At 74.2% G+C, this 15,400-nt stretch carries 14 protein-coding genes; 10 read left to right on the top strand and 4 right to left on the bottom strand.

Annotated features, from left to right (window positions below; genetic code table 11):
* Positions 1-123: 123 nt before the first annotated feature.
* Positions 124-1,824, bottom strand: a complete 1,701-nt coding sequence (locus tag ACZ49B_RS06990) for a helix-turn-helix domain-containing protein (protein WP_468301271.1) — start codon at positions 1,822-1,824, stop codon at positions 124-126.
* A gap of 123 nt (positions 1,825-1,947) precedes the next feature.
* Here ACZ49B_RS06990 and ACZ49B_RS06985 point away from each other — a divergent pair, with 123 nt between their 5' ends.
* Entirely contained in the window at positions 1,948-3,561 is a 1,614-nt protein-coding gene (locus ACZ49B_RS06985; protein ID WP_468301268.1) for a cell division protein PerM, read from the top strand.
* A gap of 39 nt (positions 3,562-3,600) precedes the next feature.
* On the opposite strand, the gene ACZ49B_RS06980 is transcribed toward ACZ49B_RS06985, so the two are convergent.
* Positions 3,601-4,209, bottom strand: a complete 609-nt coding sequence (locus ACZ49B_RS06980) for a hypothetical protein (RefSeq protein ID WP_468301265.1) — start codon at positions 4,207-4,209, stop codon at positions 3,601-3,603.
* Positions 4,210-4,421: 212 nt separating this feature from the next.
* On the opposite strand from ACZ49B_RS06980, the gene purN reads away from it, so the two are divergent.
* Together purN and purH are read left to right on the top strand one after the other, a co-directional pair.
* The gene (purN, locus tag ACZ49B_RS06975; protein WP_468301262.1) at positions 4,422-5,045 is read left to right on the top strand and encodes a phosphoribosylglycinamide formyltransferase; all 624 of its coding nucleotides are present in this window, start codon (positions 4,422-4,424) and stop codon (positions 5,043-5,045) included.
* The gene (gene purH, locus ACZ49B_RS06970) at positions 5,042-6,631 is read left to right on the top strand and encodes a bifunctional phosphoribosylaminoimidazolecarboxamide formyltransferase/IMP cyclohydrolase (protein WP_468301259.1); all 1,590 of its coding nucleotides are present in this window, start codon (positions 5,042-5,044) and stop codon (positions 6,629-6,631) included. The genes purN and purH overlap by 4 nt, the downstream gene beginning before the upstream one ends.
* A gap of 135 nt (positions 6,632-6,766) precedes the next feature.
* Here purH and ACZ49B_RS06965 read toward each other — a convergent pair whose 3' ends face one another.
* The gene (locus ACZ49B_RS06965; RefSeq protein WP_468301257.1) at positions 6,767-7,447 is read right to left on the bottom strand and encodes a hypothetical protein; all 681 of its coding nucleotides are present in this window, start codon (positions 7,445-7,447) and stop codon (positions 6,767-6,769) included.
* 257 nt (positions 7,448-7,704) lie between these two features.
* Between ACZ49B_RS06965 and ACZ49B_RS06960 the strand changes: the two genes are divergently transcribed.
* The 6 genes from ACZ49B_RS06960 to ACZ49B_RS06935 all read left to right on the top strand — a co-directional run bounded on the left by ACZ49B_RS06960 (position 7,705) and on the right by ACZ49B_RS06935 (position 13,368).
* Positions 7,705-8,568 carry a bifunctional methylenetetrahydrofolate dehydrogenase/methenyltetrahydrofolate cyclohydrolase gene (locus ACZ49B_RS06960; protein ID WP_468301254.1) on the top strand — a complete coding sequence of 288 codons (864 nt, stop codon included), beginning with the start codon at positions 7,705-7,707 and terminating at the stop codon, positions 8,566-8,568.
* Positions 8,558-9,055, top strand: a complete 498-nt coding sequence (locus tag ACZ49B_RS06955) for a DUF3017 domain-containing protein (RefSeq protein WP_468301251.1) — start codon at positions 8,558-8,560, stop codon at positions 9,053-9,055. The genes ACZ49B_RS06960 and ACZ49B_RS06955 overlap by 11 nt, the downstream gene beginning before the upstream one ends.
* A 277-nt stretch (positions 9,056-9,332) precedes the next feature.
* The gene (locus ACZ49B_RS06950) at positions 9,333-10,322 is read left to right on the top strand and encodes a malate dehydrogenase (protein WP_468301248.1); all 990 of its coding nucleotides are present in this window, start codon (positions 9,333-9,335) and stop codon (positions 10,320-10,322) included.
* 159 nt (positions 10,323-10,481) lie between these two features.
* Entirely contained in the window at positions 10,482-12,233 is a 1,752-nt protein-coding gene (locus ACZ49B_RS06945) for a hypothetical protein (protein ID WP_468301245.1), read from the top strand.
* Positions 12,223-12,624 (top strand): hypothetical protein, encoded by a 402-nt coding sequence (locus ACZ49B_RS06940; protein ID WP_468301243.1) that lies wholly within the window; start codon positions 12,223-12,225, stop codon positions 12,622-12,624. The genes ACZ49B_RS06945 and ACZ49B_RS06940 overlap by 11 nt, the downstream gene beginning before the upstream one ends.
* Before the next feature lie 3 nt (positions 12,625-12,627).
* Positions 12,628-13,368: a hypothetical protein gene (locus ACZ49B_RS06935; protein WP_468301240.1), complete on the top strand. Its 741-nt coding sequence runs from the start codon at positions 12,628-12,630 to the stop codon at positions 13,366-13,368.
* 36 nt (positions 13,369-13,404) lie between these two features.
* On the opposite strand, the gene ACZ49B_RS06930 is transcribed toward ACZ49B_RS06935, so the two are convergent.
* A complete protein-coding gene (locus ACZ49B_RS06930) occupies positions 13,405-13,908 on the bottom strand; it encodes a carboxymuconolactone decarboxylase family protein (RefSeq protein ID WP_468301237.1) in 504 nt (167 codons plus the stop codon).
* A gap of 46 nt (positions 13,909-13,954) precedes the next feature.
* Between ACZ49B_RS06930 and pdxR the strand changes: the two genes are divergently transcribed.
* Positions 13,955-15,349 (top strand): MocR-like pyridoxine biosynthesis transcription factor PdxR, encoded by a 1,395-nt coding sequence (gene pdxR, locus ACZ49B_RS06925; protein WP_468301234.1) that lies wholly within the window; start codon positions 13,955-13,957, stop codon positions 15,347-15,349.
* Positions 15,350-15,400: the final 51 nt, after the last annotated feature.

The raw sequence follows: 15,400 nt of genomic DNA, 5'->3' as shown, positions 1-15,400 counted from the left end.
AAACAACCGCCCCCCACTCGCGTCCTTCCCTTCTGCCCCCCCCCTCCCCTCCCCCCCCCCCCCCCCCCCCCCCCCCCCCCCCCCCCTCCCCCCCCCCCCCACGCCCGTTTTCGCGGCGGCCATTTACTCCAGGCTGGGGGCCAGCCGCTCGGGCCTGTGCGCCGGATGGGCGCGCAGCTTTTCGCGCAGCTGCCGGGTCTCGTCGGTGAGCCGCTGGGGGCCGGCGAGCGGGGGGACCCCCGAGACGCTCGCGCCGGGCGCGATGGGGGGCTCGTACTGCCGGGGCGCGGTCGCGGCGGTGTACGTGGTCGCGACGGCGATCACGGCGCTCAGGCCGAGGACCGCGCGGGTCCACCGCCTGGCGCGGTGCTCGGCGGCGATGCGTACGGTGGCCGCGGCGCGGGGTTCCAGCCGGACGGCCGGCGTGACCGCGCCGAGCCGCTCGCGCAGCAGCGCGGACTGCCTCTCGGGCGGCGCGGCGGCCAGTTCGGGGATCCGGTCGGCGAGGGTGGCGTGCGCGTGCAGGAGCCGGTTGCCGGCGGTGGGGGTGCTGGCCTCGGTCTCGGCGGCGGTGTCCGGGAGGTCGAGGCCCACGCCGTCGTAGAGCAGGACGGTACGGCGGTGGGCCGGCGGGAGCGCCAGCATGGCGTCCATCAGGATCCGGTCGGCGGGGGCGGCCGGGGCCTTGTCGGGGTGCTTGTGGGCGCGGCGGAACCGGTGCCAGGGGGAGAGGGCGTACTCGTACGCGGCTGCGCGCACCCACCCGACGGGGTCGGGATCGGTGGCCACCTCGGGCCACCGCGTCCAGGCGAGCTGGAACGCCCGCTCGACGGCCTCCTGGGAGAGGCGGCGGCGGCCGGTGAGCAGGTACGCCTGCCGCGTGAGGGCGGGGGCGGCGTACCCGTACAGCGCATCGAACACCTCCCGGGGCCCCAACGGCCCGTCCGTCGCCCCGTCCTCCGGATCCTGCGGATCCCCCTCCGCTTCGGGCTGGGGCGGGGTGTCCCCTCCGGGCGCGTGCCCCTCCGTCCCGGCGGCCGCCGGCTCTGCCCCTCCGGGCTCGGTCGCGGCGGGCGACGGCCCGGGCTGCTCGAGCCCCTCCAGGGTGGCTGTCGTGGCTTCGGTCGGTGCCTTCGGGGACTCCTGGGACGCGGCTGCCGTGGCGTCGGCCGGGGTCTGTTCGGGGTCCTGCGCGGTGTCCCCGGCGCCGGCCTCTGACGGGGTGTGGGGCGGGTCCTGCTCGGACGTGGGTGCGGGGGCCTCGTGCTGCGGGGGCTCCGGCGGGCGGCCGGCCGGGCCTGCGATCGCTCGGCCGGGCCTGCCGATGCCGTGGGCCGCGGCCTTGGCGTTGATCTTGGCCTCGTGCCGGGGCATGGCCGCAGGGGGCCGCGCAGCCCGCTTGGCCGCGACCGGGGGCCGGGTCCGCGGTCCCTGCCCACCCCGGATGCCGCCCGCCATCCGTGGCGCGGTCCCGTCGTGTTCGGCCGCGCGGGTGCGCTGCACGTCCGCGTCGGCCCCATGGGAAGGGTCCGGCGAGGCGTCCTGGCCGTCGGCCGATGATGACGTGCCGTCATCCGTGTCCGGCTCCGGGGAGACCGGGGCCGGCGCGGCCGGGGCCGGGGGCTGGAGGGCCGTCAGGAAGCTCGCGTACGCGTCGCGTTTGCGGCCCCGGGGGCCCGTGCGGCCGGTCTCCCAGGAGCGGACCGTGCTGACCGTGACGCCCACCGCCGTCGCGACGTCCTCGTACGTCAGGCCCGCCGCCTCGCGCAGTCTGCGGCGTTCCTTGGGCGAGGGGAGCCTCGGCTCCTCGACGCTCTCTGTCATGCCACACTCCCCGTGACCTGCCGGCAGCCCTGGGCGTAAAAGTACATAAAACGTATATTGAGCGACACCACGGACATTCGCCTGTTACCCGCCCATAGCGCGTGTCGTTGGCACCATGGCGGGGTGACCCAAGTGACCGAACGCGGCACCTCGTTGCCGACGGCGTTGCCGCCCGCCCCGCGGGCCGGCGGGCGACGCCGTTCGCCGGCCGCCGCGGCCTGTGTGCTGGGCGGGGCCGTGGCCGCAGGGCTGGGGCTCGGCTTCCTCGCCGTGCTCGTCATCGTGCTGTGGATCAGCTCCCCCTACCCCGACAGCGGCCCCGGCGGCGCCCTGCACCTGGCCGCCGGGCTCTGGCTGCTCGCCCACGGCACCGAGCTCGTCCGGTACGAGACCCTCTCCGGGGTCCCGGCCCCCGTCGGGGTGACCCCGCTGCTGCTCGTCGCGCTGCCCGCCCTGCTCATGCGCCGCGCCGCCCGCCTCGGCAGCGCCTCGGGCGACGGCAGCGACGGGGACGAGGTCCTGCCCGCCGGCGCCGTCTTCTCTGCCGTGACCTGCGGATACCTCTCCGTCGGATCGCTGGCCACCGTCTACGCGGCCGGCGGCCCCATGCCCGCCGACCCGCTCAGCGCCGCCTGGCACGTCCCGCTGGTCGCCGTGCTCGCCGCCGGCGGCGGGGTGTGGGCGGCCAAAGGGCGTCCGGTCGGGCCGCTGCCGGAGTGGGTGCCGGGGGGCGTACGGAGGGCCGTCGCACGCCCCCGCTACGCCCTCGCGCTGCGGGCCGGAGCCGCCGGGGCCCTGGTCCTCCTGGGCGGCGGCGCACTGCTCGTCGGGGCCTCGCTCGCCTGGCACGCCGCGGAGGTCCAGGGTTCCTTCCTGGCGCTGACCGAGGTCTGGTCCGGCCGCTTCGCGGTCCTGCTCCTCGCCCTCGCGCTGCTCCCGAACGCCGTGGTGTGGGGCGCGGCCTACGCCCTCGGGCCCGGCTTCGCCCTCGGCGCCGGCGCGACCGCGACCCCGCTCGCCTCCGCCGGATCGCCCGCGCTGCCGAGGTTCCCGCTGCTGGCGGCGCTGCCGCCGGAGGGGCCCGGGACGCTGCTGACCTGTGCGACCGCCGGAGTGCCGCTGGTGGCCGGGCTGGCAGTCGGGTGGTTCGCGGTACGCCGGGCGCGTGAAGTCTCGTACAGGGAAACCGCTCTGACGGCGGCTCTGGGCGCCCTCGTGTGCGCGCTGGTGCTGGCCGGGCTCGCGGCGGCATCCTCGGGGCCGCTCGGCTCACGGGGGCTGGCGAGCTTCGGCCCGGTGTGGTGGGCGACCGGCGCGGCGGCCCTTGTGTGGACGCTGCTCCTGGCGGTGCCGGTGGCGGTGGCGGTGCACTCCTGGCGGACCCGGCCCGCCCGGCAGGCGGACGCGAGCCCCATGGAGGGGGAGGACGAGTGGCACGACAGCGGCGTACGGGAGCTGCGCTGGGAGGCCCTGCGGCGGGCCGCGGGCGCGCTGATCCCCGACCTGACCCCCGACGCGCCCCACGCGCCGGCGGAACCGGAGCCGGCCGCCCCGGCACCGGCCGCACCCGTCAAACCGTCGCGCCGGTTCACCGTCGTGACGGGGCTTCACCTGGACCTGACGCCGACTCCGGTCCCGGCGGAGCAGGCCGCTCCACGGGAACCCGAGCCGTCCGGGCCCCTCGTACCGCCCGTGACCGGCGCCCGCGTGCTGGCGCGCCGCAAGCCCCCGGCCTGAACCGGCGGAGCCGCTACGGCCGGACGGTGCCGACGGGCGCTACTGCTGGACCTTGAGGATCTTGCCCAGCACGTTGTCCGGCAGCAGCGTGTTGCACTGCAGCTCCGCCGACTTCGTGAGGGCGTCCTCGCGGCAGATGTAGAAGTCCTTGTACGCCAGCTGCAAGCCGTACGAGCTCAGGGCCAGCAGGATCGCCAGCGAGGCCGTGACCAGGCCGCCGATCGCCGCCGTCCGCTGGGGACGGGCGGCCGGCCCGAGTGCCGCCAGGCCCCCCTGGGCGGCAGGACCCGCCACGGCGTCGACCCGCGCGTCCGACGGGGATCCGGCCGCAGGCCTTCCGCGCAGCCCGCTGACCCCCCAGTACAGGGCGAGCGCACCCAGCAGCAGCCCCACCGACGGGATCCCGAAGATCCCGAAGAAGAAGCCCCACATACCGGCCAGCAGTGCGTACCGGGCGCGCCGCTGGACCGGGTCCGTCGGGTCCCAGCGCACGGGCCCGCCCGGGCCGGGGCCGGGCTCCTCACCGGGGCGGCCGCCATCGCCGTCGCCACCGCTGCGCGGCTGCCACGGCTGGTCGGGCCGGCCTTCCGGGGGAGCCGCGAAGGGGTTGTCGTCGGTGGAGGAGTCGGGCTGGCGGCGATCCGGCATCGAGTGCGTTTCTTCCCCTGTGTCGTGGCCGTATGCGGCTTGTACGCCAGACGCTACCGCCCGCCCGTCCCCCCGTCCCTCGGGGGCTGTCCGGTGTGCCGGTATCGTTGCAGGCGGTCGGCGGCTTCGTAGGGTCCCCCGTATTTCGGGATACCGAAGTTTTGTCTGATCACACAAGATGTACGGAAGCATTCCCGCAGAAAGGGCCTCCCATGGCCGCCTCCCGCCTGGTCGTGCTGGTCTCCGGTTCCGGCACCAACCTCCAGGCCCTGCTCGACGCCATCGACGCCCACCCCGGCGGATCCGAGGGCTTCGGCGCCGAAGTCGTCGCCGTGGGGGCCGACCGCGAGAACATCGTCGGCCTGGAGCGGGCCGAGAAGGCCGGGATCCCCACCTTCGTGTGCCCCGTCAAGGCGTACGGGACCCGTGAGGAGTGGGACGCCGCCCTCACCGAGGCGACCGCCGCCCACGAGCCGGACCTCGTCGTGTCCGCCGGGTTCATGAAGATCGTGGGCGCGTCGTTCATCGGCCGCTTCGGCGGCCGCTTCATCAACACGCACCCCGCCCTCCTCCCGGCCTTCGCGGGCGCCCACGGCGTACGGGACGCCCTCGCCTACGGCGCGAAGGTCACCGGCTGCACGGTCCACTTCGTGGACTCCGGCGTGGACACCGGTCCGATCATCGCCCAGGGTGTGGTCGAGGTCCGGGACGAGGACGACGAAGCCGCTCTGCACGAGCGCATCAAGGAAGTCGAGCGCCAGCTGCTCGTCGACGTCGTGGGGCGCCTGGCCCGGCACGGCTACCGCATTGAGGGACGAAAGGTAACAATCCAGTGACCGCCGTAGAGAGCAGCACCACCTCGTCGAGCTCGTCGAAGCGACCGATCCGGCGCGCGCTCGTCAGTGTCTACGACAAGACGGGACTGGAGGAGCTGGCCCGCGGCCTGCACGAGGCGGGCGTCGCGCTCGTCTCCACCGGCTCCACCGCCTCCAAGATCGCCGGCGCCGGCGTGCCTGTCACCAAGGTCGAGGAGCTCACCGGCTTCCCCGAGTGCCTGGACGGCCGGGTCAAGACCCTGCACCCGCGCGTGCATGCCGGCATCCTCGCCGACCTGCGCCTGGAGGACCACCGGAGCCAGCTCGCCGAGCTCGGCATCGAGCCGTTCGACCTGGTGATCGTCAACCTCTACCCGTTCCGGGAGACCGTCGCCTCCGGCGCCACGCCCGACGAGTGCGTCGAGCAGATCGACATCGGCGGGCCGTCGATGGTCCGCGCCGCCGCCAAGAACCACCCGTCGGTCGCCGTCGTCACCAGCCCCGCCCGGTACGCCGACGTCCTCGCCGCGGCCCAGGGCGGCGGCTTCGACCTCACCGCGCGCAAGCGGCTGGCGGCCGAGGCCTTCCAGCACACCGCCGCGTACGACGTCGCCGTGGCCTCCTGGTTCACGAATGCGTACGCCCCGGAGCCGGAGGCCGTGCTGCCCGAGTTCCTGGCCGGCGCGTGGGACCGCAAGTCCACCCTCCGCTACGGCGAGAACCCGCACCAGGCCGCCGCGCTGTACACCGACGGCCAGCCGGGCGGGCTCGCCAACGCCGAGCAGCTGCACGGCAAGGAGATGTCCTTCAACAACTACGTGGACACCGAGGCCGCCCGCCGCGCCGCGTACGACCACGACGAGCCCTGCGTCGCGATCATCAAGCACGCCAACCCGTGCGGCATCGCCGTCGGCGCGGACGTCGCCGCCGCGCACCGCAAGGCGCACGCCTGCGACCCGCTGTCGGCCTTCGGCGGCGTCATCGCGGTCAACCGCCCGGTGACCGTCGAGCTCGCCGAGCAGGTCGCGGAGATCTTCACCGAGGTCATCGCCGCCCCGGCGTACGAGGACGGCGCGGTCGAGATCCTGGCCAAGAAGAAGAACATCCGCGTCCTGAAGGTCGACGGCACCCCGCACCAGCCCGGCGACCTGAAGCCGATCTCCGGCGGCGCGCTGCTCCAGCAGTCCGACCTCTTCCAGGCCGAGGGCGACGACCCGAAGAACTGGACCCTCGCGACCGGCGACGCCCTCTCCCCGGAGGAGCTCGCCGAGCTCGCCTTCGCGTGGAAGGCCTGCCGTGCCGTCAAGTCCAACGCGATCCTGCTCGCCAAGGACGGCGCCTCGGTCGGCGTCGGCATGGGCCAGGTCAACCGCGTCGACTCGGCGAAGCTCGCCGTCGAGCGGGCGGGCGCCGAGCGCGCGCAGGGCTCGTACGCGGCCTCCGACGCCTTCTTCCCGTTCCCGGACGGGCTGGAGATCCTGACCGCCGCGGGCATCAAGGCCGTGGTCCAGCCGGGCGGTTCGGTCCGTGACGAGCAGGTCGTCGAGGCTGCGAAGGCGGCCGGAGTGACCATGTACTTCACCGGGACCCGGCACTTCTTCCACTGAGCCCCGGTCACCGGTCCCCGGTCATCGGACACCGAGTACGGCGAAGGCCGCCACCCGCAGCGCTGCGGGTGGCGGCCTTCGCCGTACGGACAGGGCCTTGTCCTGCGGCCTCGTGCTTCGGGCCGGTCCTACGGCTCAGTACTGCGGGCGCCGGAAGTACGCGCCGGCGGCCGAGTTGGCCAGGCCGACGAGGACCCACAGGGCCAGTCCGAACTGGATCAGGGCCAGGAGCAGCGAGAACACGACGGCCCCCGCCGCCGTGTCGCTGCCGAGCGCCACGAAGTTGATGATCAGGCTGATCCCGGAGAAGAGGGTCATCAGCGAGCCGTAGATGATGCCGGAGACCCGGACACCGCCACGGCCCTTGCCCAGCTTGGCGGCGGTCAGGATCGGCCACAGCGCCAGGGCGAGGGCGAAGATGCCGGCGACGACGATCACGCCGCCCGCGAGCGCGCCCGCGTCGCTCGCCGAGGAGCCGTAGTCCGAGGAGCTGGAGGAGCCCGAGAACGCCGAGGCGAACAGCGCCCCGCCGAGGAGGACGACGATCCCGCCCAGGGCCTGGAGACCGCCGACGATGAACAGGATGACGCGGGCGGCCTTCACCCCGCCGGGCATGGGCATCTCGGCGCCCGGGTAGCCGCCGGGACCGGACGGGTACGCCTGGTTCGGGTAGCCCATCGGTGCCTGCTGCGGGTAGGCGTAGCCGCCCTGCGGCGGGACGCCGGGCGGAGCCTGCTGCGGGTAGCCGTAGCCGGGCTGCCCCTGCGGGGCCGGCTGCTGCTGCCCGTACGGGTTGTTCGGGTCGCCGAAGCTCATCTTGGGGTGTTCCTCCGTGGAAGTGCGGGGACGCACGGCACGCACGGAGGAAAATACTGCGATTTGCGGTCCGCCCCCCGGCACTGCCCGCGGCACTCTTTCGGTCATCGTGGTCCGATCGGGCCGGAGTTGTCCAGCCGCGGTGCGACCGGCCCGTCACTTGTTGTGCAAGTGCAATGAATGGTTCAAGCCCGTGACGAACCCGCCGCGGCCCCCACGACTGGAACCGGGGGCGCCCCATCCGGGAGGATGGGACCATGACCGCCCAGATTCTCGATGGCAAGGCCACCGCAGCCGCGATCAAGTCCGAACTGACCGCCCGCGTGGCGGAGCTCAAGGCCCGGGGCATCACCCCCGGCCTCGGCACCCTGCTGGTCGGCGACGACCCGGGCAGCCGCTGGTACGTCAACGGCAAGCACAAGGACTGCGCCGAGGTCGGCATCGCGTCCATCCAGCGCGAACTGCCCGCGACGGCCTCCCAGGAGGACATCGAGGCGGTCGTACGGGAACTCAACGCGAACCCGGAGTGCACCGGCTACATCGTCCAACTCCCGCTCCCCAAGGGCATCGACACCAACCGGGTCCTGGAGCTGATGGACCCGGCGAAGGACGCCGACGGCCTGCACCCGATGTCGCTCGGCCGGCTGGTTCTGAACGAGCCGGGCCCGCTGCCCTGCACCCCGTACGGGATCGTCCAGCTGCTGCGCCACCACGGCATCGAGATCAACGGCGCGCACGTGGTGCTCCTCGGCCGCGGCATCACCGTCGGGCGCTCCATGGGCCTGCTGCTGACCCGCAAGTCGGAGAACGCCACCGTGACCCTGTGCCACACCGGCACCCGCGACCTGCCCGCCCAACTGCGCCAGGCGGACATCATCGTCGCGGCGGCCGGCGTCCCCCACCTGGTCAAGCCGGAGGACGTGAAGCCCGGCGCGGCCGTCCTGGACGTGGGCGTCAGCCGCGACGAGCACGGCAAGATCGTCGGCGATGTGCACCCGGGCGTCGCCGAGGTGGCCGGCTGGATCTCCCCGAACCCGGGCGGAGTCGGCCCGATGACCCGCGCGCAGCTGCTCGTGAACGTCGTCGAGGCGGCGGAACGGACGTCGACCAGTGCAGGCTGAGCACGAAGCGGAAGCCGGGACCGGCGCCGACGCAGGGGCCGGGACCGGGGCCGGGACCGGCGCCGAGGGCGCGGCCACCGCGCCCGCGGGCGGCGCGGAGGCCGCGAAGTCGCGCCGCTTCCCCTCCGTCACCCAGGACACGGCCCGCCCCGAGGGCCACGGCCGCGCCGCGCCCGGGGACGCGCTCGCGGCCCGGCAGTGGCCGATGCTCAGCGTGCTCGCCGCGACCGCGGTCGGCCTGCTCCTGACCGCGCTGGGCCGCCCCCGCGTGGGCTGCCTGGTGATCGGCGTGGCCCTGATCGCGGCCGCCGTGCTGCGGCGCGTACTGCCGCAGGTGGGGATGCTCGCGGTGCGCTCCCGCTTCACGGACATGGTCACGTACGGGCTGCTGGGGGTGGCGATCACGCTGCTCGCGCTGGTCATGGAGCCGCACCCGTGGCTGCACATCCCGTTCTTGGAGAGCGCGGTGCGCTTCACGGTCCGCTGAGGCGCCGGCGCCGACCGAGGTCCGGCGAGCCGTTCGCGCGTCTGCTCGACACCCGTCCGGCAGCGCCGGATGGCTGAAAAGCGGGGGGAATTCCGGCTCCGCGCCTTCGAACTCCCGGTCTGTGTGCCCTGCACCACACGGACCGGGGGATTGGGCCGCTCGAAGGTCGGATAGCCTGACGCCGGATGTCTCTTCACGTCAAGATTCGCAGCGAAGCGGCGTCCGCCAGCACATGGGGCGGGGACGCCCCACCGCCAGCTGTCTAACGGAGAAGGCCATGACCCGCACTCCCGTGAATGTCACCGTCACCGGCGCCGCCGGCCAGATCGGCTACGCGCTGCTCTTCCGCATCGCTTCCGGTCACCTGCTCGGCGCGGACGTGCCGGTCAAGCTCCGTCTTCTGGAGATCCCTCAGGGCATGAAGGCCGCCGAGGGCACCGCCATGGAGCTCGACGACTGCGCCTTCCCGCTGCTCAAGGGCATCGACATCTTCGACGACCCGAACGCGGGCTTCGAGGGTGCGAACGTCGCCCTGCTCGTGGGCGCCCGCCCGCGCACCAAGGGCATGGAGCGCGGTGACCTGCTCTCCGCCAACGGCGGCATCTTCAAGCCGCAGGGCGCCGCGATCAACGCGCACGCCGCGGACGACATCAAGGTCCTGGTCGTGGGCAACCCGGCCAACACCAACGCGCTCATCGCGCAGGCCGCCGCCCCGGACGTACCGGCCGAGCGCTTCACCGCGATGACCCGCCTGGACCACAACCGCGCGATCTCGCAGCTCGCCAAGAAGACCGGCGCCGACGTCACCGACATCAAGCGCCTGACCATCTGGGGCAACCACTCGGCCACCCAGTACCCGGACATCTTCCACGCGGAGATCGCCGGCAAGAACGCCGCCGAGGTCGTCAGCGACGAGCTGTGGCTCGCCGACACCTTCATCCCGACCGTCGCCAAGCGCGGCGCCGCGATCATCGAGGCCCGTGGCGCGTCCTCGGCCGCCTCGGCCGCCAACGCCGCCATCGACCACGTCCACACGTGGGTCAACGGCACCGCCGCGGGCGACTGGACCTCCATGGGCATCCCGTCGGACGGCTCCTACGGCGTCCCGGAGGGCATCATCTCCTCCTTCCCCGTCACCACCAAGGACGGCAAGTACGAGATCGTCCAGGGCCTGGACATCAACGAGTTCTCCCGTACGCGCATCGACGCGTCCGTGGCGGAGCTCGTCGAGGAGCGCGACGCGGTCCGCGAGCTCGGCCTGATCTGATCCGGCAGGGTCCGCTCCGGTCCGCTGCGGCCGAGCTGATCCGATCCGATACGCCCGAACAGGCCCCGGCGCACGCGCCGGGGCCTTTTGGCGTGAACCGCCCTGTCCCGCGCGCCCCGGGCGCCGTACGGTTTCCCTCCTCCCGAACGAGGAGAACCCGTGAGCGGCACACCCGACGGCAGGGCCCCGGTGGACCCGGCGGCGACAGAGGCGGGACGCCTCATGTGCGCCGGCACCTACCTCGACGCCGCCTATCGCGACCGGGTGATCGAGGAGCTGTACGTCCACGAGGAGCGGTTCCCCGCCCCCTCCTACGGCTTCGACGCCGCCCGCGTCCTCGCCCACGCCCTGCGCGCCCTGCGCACCGAAGTGGCCTGGTCGGTGGCCATCGTCGCGGTGTGGGGCCTCGGACTGCTGCTCACCCGTACGTTCTTCGTCTTCCTGCTCGTCCCGGCGCTGCTCCTGAGCGGGGCCGGACGCATCAAGAAGCGCCGCGAGCGCATCGGCCGCGGCGGGCGGATCTTCGAATGGATCCTGCGCGGCTACGCCACCTTCGTCCTCGGCCGGCTCCTGTGGGGGGTGCTCCGCGGGTTCTTCGCGGACGACGCGAGCGGCGGGGGGAACCTGGGGCTGAGCGTCCTCGGCACGTACCTGACACAGGCCTTCCAGGCCGACCCGCTCGGCATCTTCCTCGAGGTGCCCCGGATCGGCCAGGTCTACGGAGAGGCCTACTCGTGGACGGTCGTCCTGATCGCCGTGCTGGTCACGGTGCTCGTCGGCTTCCAGCGGGGCCACTTCGCGCAGATCATCCACTCCTCGCTCGGCCGCTCGCACTACGCGGACCGGTCCGCCGACCCGTCCGCCGGCCGGCGCTTCCGGCGGGTCCGCGCCACGATCGAGCGCACCCAGCACGCGCCGGTGGTCCTGTACGCCGTCGACAATCCGTTCTGCGGCGCCGGCCGGGCCCATCTGCCGTGGCAGCTGGCCGTGGAGCTGCGCCCGCGCGCCGGGGCGGGAGCCCGGCGCCTCGACAACGAGCGGATCATCGAGCAGATCCGGCCCAAGCTGGAGGCCCTCCGGGTCCCCTCGCCGCGCGGCTCGCAGGAGGCGGAGGAGGCCGTACTGGACCGGCTGCGCGAACTGGTCGTCGACGAGTGCGTGTTCCTGCCGGCCGCCGGACTGCTCGACGTGGACGCGGTGGACCTGTCCGCGGACGCCTTCGCCGGGCACCGCGCCGCCGCGGTCGAGGAGGGCGGCGAACGGCGCCGGCACTTCCTGCGCGTCCGGATCGGCGGTTGGGACGAGAACCTCGTCATCACCGTCTTCATCCGCGTCCACACGCAGGGCGGCATGCTGATGCTGGAGGTCGCGCCGCACGTGCTGATGCCGGTGCGGCCCGATTTCCAGCGGGCCGACGACATCGCCCGGCGCCACCGCCGCAACACCCCCGTCGCCAAGGTGCTCCTGGCCCTCGCCGGCGCCCCCGGCTCCCTCGGCGTGGCCCTCGCCACCCTGGGCGGGGCCTGCAGGGTCCCGTGGCGGCTGGCGACCGCCGGACACGGCGTCGCGTACGCGGCGGGCCCGGCCGCCTCCGTACGCGAACTGGCCTCGCAGAAGGACGTGTCGCTGTTCCAGCTGATGGACGTGGACCGGTACCTGAAGACGATCCAGGAGCGGATCGTGGGCGGGGTGACGCTGGCGCTGCACGACGCGGGCTGGCACACCGAGGAGTTCGCGGAGCGCGCCGTCAACGTCGCGGAAGGCGGGGTGTTCATCCAGTCGGTGAGCAACAGCGCCTTCGGGATCCACGGCGTGAGCCACAACAGCACGGTGAACCACGGGACGACGCACAAGGCGGAGCGCAAGGACGGGCGCGTGCGCGCGGGCAAGGAGAGCAGAAGTGGCCAGTAGCGCAGAGCCCGGGCAGCCGCTGCCCCCGGTGCGGATCGGCGACGTGCAGGGCAGTGCCTTCAGCATCGGAGGCACGGAGGTCAGCAACAGCACGGTCAACCACGGGGGTGCGGGCACCGGTACGGGTACGGCCGGCCCGACCGCGGAGCAGCTGCTGGAGGCCGTTCGCGACCTCCGCGCCGCCCTCGTACGGCTGCCCCGCAGCGACGGGCGGGCCGCCCTCGACGCGGAACTGGATGCGGTGGCCGAGGAGTTGGAGGGGCCGGGCGAGGAAATCCGGCCGGGCCCGGCCGCCCGGCTGCGCGGGGCGCTGGAGCGGTGGGCCCCGCTGGTGGACTCGGTGAGCGCGGCCACTGCGCTGGCCGCCCTGCTGGCCTCGTTCGGGGGGTGATCCGTGCCCCCGGGGAGCGGCCCCGCACGCTGGAACCCGCAGTCGCAGCAGTGGGAGCAGCCGGATCCGGGGCCCGAGCGCCCGCAGCGCCCGTCGGGCCCGGAGCTGCCGCCGAAGCCCGCCTACCCGCCCGGGGATCCGGGGGATCCGGCGGGTGGGCGGGCTTCGGACGAGGTACCGCCCGCGCAGCGCGGGGCGCGGCGGTGGTGGCCGCGGGTGGCCGTCGCCGGCGGTCTGACGGTGGTCCTCGGCGGGGCCGCGCTGGCGGCCGTGTTCGTACGGGGGGAACCGCCGGGGCTGCCGGCCGGCTACAAGGTGCTGCGCAGCGCCGGCTCGGGCTTCCGGGTCGCGGTCCCCGACGACTGGCAGCTCAGCACGTCCGAGTCCGGGGCCGGAGCCGGCACGGTGTTCCGCCCCGCACAGGGCCGGGGCAGCCTGCTCCAGGTCTTCCCGGTCACCGATGGCCCCGACGACCCCTGCGAGGTGCTGCACGAGGGAACCAGGGAGCTGAGCGCCCGGGACGGCTACCGGCGGCTGGCCCTGGACCCGAAGGACGGCCGCGGCTGCGAGCTCGTCTACGAAGTCCCCGACCCGGACACGAGCGGAACCGCTCGCGGCATCGGCCGGCTGACCGTCGCCTCCGACGGCAGTCGGTGGGTGCTCATGGTGTTCGGCCCGGCCGGCGAGGCCAAGGCCGTGCGCGCGCACATGGCGGCGGCGCTGGGCTCGTTCCGGCCGGACTGACGGCGGGTCCTGAAGGGCGTCACCACGTGGCCGTGGCTACTTGAACATGCCCGGCGTGTAGTGGCCCGGGACCATGCGGGTGGTCACCGCGAAGCGGTTCCAGACGTTGATCGTCGCGATCACGGCGATCAGCTGGGCGAGCTCCTTCTCCTCGAAGTGCTTCGCGGCGTTCTCGTACACGTCGTCGGGAACGAAACCGTCGGTCAGGACGGTCACGGCCTCGGTCAGCTCGAGCGCCGCGGCCTCCTTCTCGGTGTAGAAGTGCCGGGACTCCTCCCAGGCGGCGAGCTGGACGATCCGCTCGACGGTCTCGCCCGCGGCGAGCGCGTCCTTCGCGTGCATGTCCAGGCAGAACGCGCAGTGGTTGAGCTGCGAGGCGCGGATCTTGACCAGCTCGACGAGGACCGGGTCCAGGCCCTTCTTCGAAGCGATCTCCAGGCCGACGACGGCCTTGTAGACATCGGGAACGTGCTGGGCCCAGCCCATGCGCGGGGCGTGCTCGGGGGCGTGTGCGGCGGTGTGTTCGTGCGTGGTGGTCATGTCTCCACCCTAGGCAGCAGGCGGCCCGCCGATATGGTCCATATCCATGACGGAATCATGGGCCACTTTCGGTGCCGACCTGCATCTGGACCTCTCCGCCGGGCGAGGTCTGCGGGCCGGTCTCGTCGACGCGCTGCGCGAGGCCGCGCGCAGCGGGCGGCTGGCGCCCGGGACCCGGCTGCCGTCCTCGCGGTCGTTCGCCGCCGACCTCGGGATCGCGCGGAACACGGTCGCGGAGGCGTACGCCGAGCTCGTCGCCGAGGGCTGGCTGACGGCCCGGCAGGGCTCGGGCACGCGGGTCGCGGAACGGGCCCGGCCGCGGCGGCCCGCGGGCGCCGCCCGGCCCCGGCATCCCGAGCGGCGCAAGCCCTCGTACAACCTGCAGCCCGGCACCCCGGACCTGGGCGGCTTCCCGCGCGCCGCCTGGCTGACGGCGGCCCGGCGGGCGCTGACGGACGCGCCGAACGAGGCCTTCGGGTACGCGGCCGACGCGCGCGGCCGGGTGGAGCTGCGGGAGGCGCTCGCGGGGTACCTGGCGCGGGCGCGCGGGGTGTACGCGGACCCGGAGCGGATCGTGCTGTGCGCCGGATTCGTGCATGCGCTGACGCTGCTGGCGGGGGTGCTGCGGGCGCGGCGCGTACGGGAGGTGGCCGTGGAGGGGTACAGCCTCGACCTGCACCGGGAGCTGCTGACGGGGGCGGGGCTGCGGACCCGGCCGCTGACGGTGGACGCCTCGGGGGCGCGGACGCCGGACCTGTCCGCGGAGTCGGGGGCGGTGCTGCTGACCCCCGCCCACCAGTTCCCCACCGGGGCGGCGCTGACCCCGTCCCGGCGGGCGGCGGCGGTCGACTGGGCCCGGACCACGGGCGGGCTGATCCTGGAGGACGACTACGACGGGGAGTTCCGCTACGACCGCCAGGCGGTGGGGGCGCTGCAGGGACTGGACCCGGACCGGGTGGTGTACCTCGGCACGGCGAGCAAGTCGCTCGCGCCGGGGCTGCGGATGGGGTGGATGGTGGTGCCGCCGGGGCTGCTGGACGAGGTCGTCGAGGCGAAGGGGCGGACCGACTGGACGTCGAGTGCGCTGGACCAGCTGACGCTCGCGGAGTTCATCCGGTCCGGGGCGTACGACCGGCACGTGCGCGGGATGCGGCTGCGGTACCGGAGGCGCCGGGACGAGCTGGTCGCGGCCGTCTCCGGCCGGGTGGCGGTGTCGGGCATCGCGGCGGGCCTGCACGCGGTGCTGGACCTCCCGGCGGGGACGCAGGCCTCGGTGCTCCGGGCTGCCGCCTGGCAGGACCTGGCCGTGGAGACCCTGTCCCGCTACACCCACCCGGAGGCCGGACTCCCGCCGCGCGAGGCGCTGGTGGTCGGCTACGGAACTCCGTCGACCAGCGCGTGGTCGCCGACGCTGGCGGCCCTGCTTTCCGCGCTGCCGTGACGCGGCTTCGGCCGCGGCGCCGTTGTCGGGGGCTCCGCCCCGAACCCCCGC

The organism is Streptomyces sp. NPDC031132, from assembly GCF_055570595.1.
The sequence above is the reverse complement of the archived record's forward strand: the minus strand, read 5'-3'. Positions and strand labels throughout refer to the sequence as shown.